The organism is Candidatus Glomeribacter gigasporarum BEG34 (assembly GCF_000227585.1).
Classification (GTDB): domain Bacteria; phylum Pseudomonadota; class Gammaproteobacteria; order Burkholderiales; family Burkholderiaceae; genus Glomeribacter; species Glomeribacter gigasporarum_B.
In genome coordinates this window covers 1-3,893 of sequence record NZ_CAFB01000075.1, presented here as the reverse complement: position 1 = coordinate 3,893, position 3,893 = coordinate 1, and the positions used below count along the sequence as shown (strand labels likewise).

2 protein-coding genes and 1 pseudogene are annotated in these 3,893 nt (G+C 52.2%); all 3 read right to left on the bottom strand.

The window, feature by feature from the left end:
• A pseudogene (locus CAGGBEG34_RS08545) lies at window positions 1–780 on the bottom strand (hypothetical protein); the annotation flags it as partial.
• Window positions 781–1,121: 341 nt separating this feature from the next.
• Window positions 1,122–1,667, bottom strand: coding sequence for a superoxide dismutase family protein (locus CAGGBEG34_RS08540; RefSeq protein ID WP_042688445.1), 546 nt, complete (start codon window positions 1,665–1,667; stop codon window positions 1,122–1,124).
• Window positions 1,664–2,752 (bottom strand): iron-sulfur cluster carrier protein ApbC, encoded by a 1,089-nt coding sequence (gene apbC, locus CAGGBEG34_RS08535; protein WP_006683263.1) that lies wholly within the window; start codon window positions 2,750–2,752, stop codon window positions 1,664–1,666. Before apbC ends, CAGGBEG34_RS08540 begins: the two co-directional genes overlap by 4 nt.
• Window positions 2,753–3,893: the final 1,141 nt, after the last annotated feature.

The window sequence follows — 3,893 nt, the reverse complement described above, 5'->3', positions numbered from 1 at the left end:
AGTAATGCGCCCATCAAATCCACTGACCTGATCATTTAAGCGCTGGATTTCAGTTGTATTATGGCCAATGTCCTGCTTGGTCTGATCAAGCGTACGCTTATTAATCGCATCGAAATCATTTTCCGGATCTGCCACGCCGGCAAGAACGCGCGCCGCGGAGCCATCCAGTCCAGCAGCGCCGCCAGAGATATCTACCCGCTGGCTTTCCAGATTTCGGGCCACAGTAATATCGCCAGTCTCCTGATCCTGCTGCACCAGTCCATCGGGCAAGCGCTTCATCGTATCCTTGAGCCTATCGATCTGGTCAGTATTACGTGTGATGCGCTGATCAAAGCCGCCTACCGTTTGATCTAGCCGATCAACCTGCTTCCCAAAGCCCGTAACTTGACCACTCAGGGTTTCAATCTGGGTCGAATGCTGGGTGATACGCGCGTCAAAACCGCCGAGCTTTTGATCTAAATCAGATACGTTTCGGTCGAGGTACTGTACCTGCGTGTCGAGCGCAGTGATTTGAGACGTGTTGCGCCCAATATTCTGCTGAACTTCTTGCTTAGCTTGATCGAGCTGACGCTTGTTCACAGCATCTAATTCATTTTCTGCATCTTCAAGATTTTTGATCCGCACAGCCTTGTTTCCTATGCCCAGCTTGACCGAGGTCCAGCTGGCATCTTCATATTCAACGGCATTGCACAATATACAAGTTTCTTTTAACTCAGAGGATCTATTATTCTCCATCCGATATTTTGCTTTTTGAAAAGCTTCAATTTCATCTTCATTCAAGAGATTACTGGCATGTAGAGGTATGAGAGGAAAAAGTACTATTCCAAGTTGAAGAGCGCTTAAGTTTATTCTTTTCCAATGAGAAGAGGTGTCTGTCATTTTCGATTTTAAAATATTGTGAAGACAAAAATACGATGAGGGCATAAGTTTCTGTTGCAATATTTCTTGATCTTTATTGAAGGTTGTTCATCTAGCGAGGTTAAATTTATCGTTGCTAATCTACTTTACAACTTAACATAATATTAATTAGCAGCATTTAATTCGAAGAAAACAACACTCAAGAAGAAAACATCCAATAAATAGTAAGGAGAGCCTGGAAAGGCCGCAATCAGCTGGATCGCTTATTGCGGCCGGATAACGCCGCAGGCAAGACGCGGCGCTGAGCGGCGCGCTACTGTAGAAGCCTCATTGTTGAGGCGCAGGATGACAATAGAACGATTCTCGACTGAGCGGATTCCATCCAGAGCAAGATCGGAGACCACAATAAAACCCGTTGCTACGCCATTTGCATCGGCGCGGATATCGGGCATTCTGCCTTCTGGATCATCTGTTGTGCTTTTTCCCAGCCGTTTCACCAGGGCGAATACATCGCCCGCGCTGCGCGCATCGCGCACGCTGCAGTTTCCATATTCATGAATCTGAAATCCATAAAGACGATTTGCAGCCAGGCCTTGAATGCTGTAGCTCACTTGCATGCCATCTGCGCGCTCGACGAAAGCAACGGTGCCGCGCGCTGTATTTCCAGCCGTTGGCAAAAGCACTGCGCGCGCGCGCTTTTCATACGGTTTGAACAGCGTTGTGCAGCCGGATATGCATCCGCTGCTGAGCATGCTGGCGCCACACAGCAAGGACATCAAAAAGAAGCGCGGAAGTAGAGGTTGCTTCATGACCGCTCAATCACAATATCTGGAAATTTTGAGCGCATATCGCGCGCCTGCCGGGCAATGCGCACTGCAATTTTACGGGCAATATCCCGGTACAAGCGGGCGCTTTGGCCTTCCGGCTGCGCAATCACAGGAGGAGCGCCTGCGTCCATCTGTTCGCGCATCTGTATATCAAGCGGCAGACTGCCAAGCAACGGGACCCCATATTGGGTGCACATCTGCGTACCGCCGCCCGCGCCGAAGATCGGCGCTACATGGCCGCAATGGCGGCATAGATATGCGCCCATATTTTCAATGACGCCAAGAATGGGAATACCCGCCTTCTCAAACATCCGCAGTCCTTTTTTGGCGTCGCGCAATGCGATTTCCTGCGGCGTGGTGACAATCACCGCGCCGGTGACCGGAACGCGCTGCGCCAGCGTGAGCTGGATATCGCCTGTACCCGGCGGCATATCGATGATTAAGTAATCGAGCGCGTCCCACTTTGTTTGGTGCAGCAACTGGCTGAATGCGGATGTCGCCATTGGTCCGCGCCAGACAGCAGGCTGATCTGCATCAATCAGAAAACCGATGGAGTTAATCTGTAGGCCGTATGCGTGCAGCGGTTCCATTGTTTTCCCATCTTTGGATTCCGGCGGCCCGGCAACGCCCAGCATCGCTGGCTGGGACGGGCCATAAATATCGGCGTCGAGCAAACCGGTGCGCGCCCCCTCTTCCGACAGCGCGAGCGCAAGATTCGCTGCAACCGTGCTCTTCCCTACCCCGCCCTTGCCGCTGGCAACCGCAATCATATTTTTTATATTCGGCAGCAGCTTCATGCCATTCTGCGCGGCATGCGCGATGATCTCGTGCCGGATATTCACCTGGACCGCGTCCACGCCCGGCAATGCAGCGAACGCCTCAATAATGCGCGCGCGCCATGCGTCAAATTCGCTTTGAGCCGGATAAGGGAGCGTGAAATCGATCAACACGCGCCCTCCGTCCACCTGAAGATGGCGGATATTTTTTGCCGAAAGCACATTCTGCCCAGTATGCGGATCGACAATTTTTGCCAATGTAGTATCCAATTGAACGCGGTCAATGTTCATACTGTCCTGTTCCTGGGTGAGACTTGTTGAATGTCGAGGCATTGAGTCCCAAGCTTTGAAGGCCCAAATACTGCCGAGTCGGCCGGAGGAATTTCACCTCCAGCCCCTCACAGACTCCGTACGTGAGCCTCTCGACTCATACGGCTCCTGCCGGCCATCCCTCCAAAATCTCTCGACCTTGGAGCTACGCAACAAACCAAAGCTCCTCTCATTTCCGATTGACCTTGGTTCCCCACAGGCCGACACATCCCCTTCGCTCCATCCCCATTACAGAGACTTCAACACTACTATGGGATGATCCGACTCTTGCACAGGCATCGGTACTTTCCCCCTTCGTTTATAACTTATAGGGTTTTCCCTTGGCATCCTGTACAAGTCTCCCACGTTCCGTAGAAAAGCCCGGATTAAGCTCGTGCCGCCTATACACCGGATGCCGCCCAATCGGTAAGCAGGTCGCCTCTGGGCTTGTCTCGGAGACGAGTTCACCCTCCGATTTCGACATCATCTGGATTCCTTACGATGCTTACAGCGGTTCGCTCATCGCTCACCTTCTTAATCCACACCTGACGCTTTCAATAGCGCCTTTTCCTTAACGCTCACGACCGAGGATTTTGTCCTCAGCCGCTTAAGGTGGTTTGGTATCCCCTCCTGCAAGGCGATACCGAGGGACCTACCCTCATCTTCTCTACAGTTGCGGTTGAGTACAAAGCTCAACCTCGTGGCACAGGAACCCCTGGAACTGGACAGTTCGGAGTCGATCAATTGATACGCTTGCTGGGTCCTTTTCAGAGGCACAGCACGATGTCAACAAGAAGTCTGTATCGTCGGCACAGTCCGCAGTTCAAGTTGCCACTGTGCGCGGATATTCGGGACGGCAAGATTGGACGGCGCGAAGCCAAGCGTACTTACCCAATTTCAGCCGACCGGATTCAGTTGTGTCTGAGCCAGTATGATCGCGGCGAACTGAATGCTGAAGAAGCGGCCGCCACGACGATCTCGGAATANGGAGCCNAAATTGCAGCATTGGAGCGCAAGGTCGGTCCACTCACAATGGAGATCGACTTGCTTAAAAAAACGCCACGGTTGCGACCCGAAAGCAGCAACGAGCCCTCCTTCATCATCAGCGGTCCGCTGCCTGCGG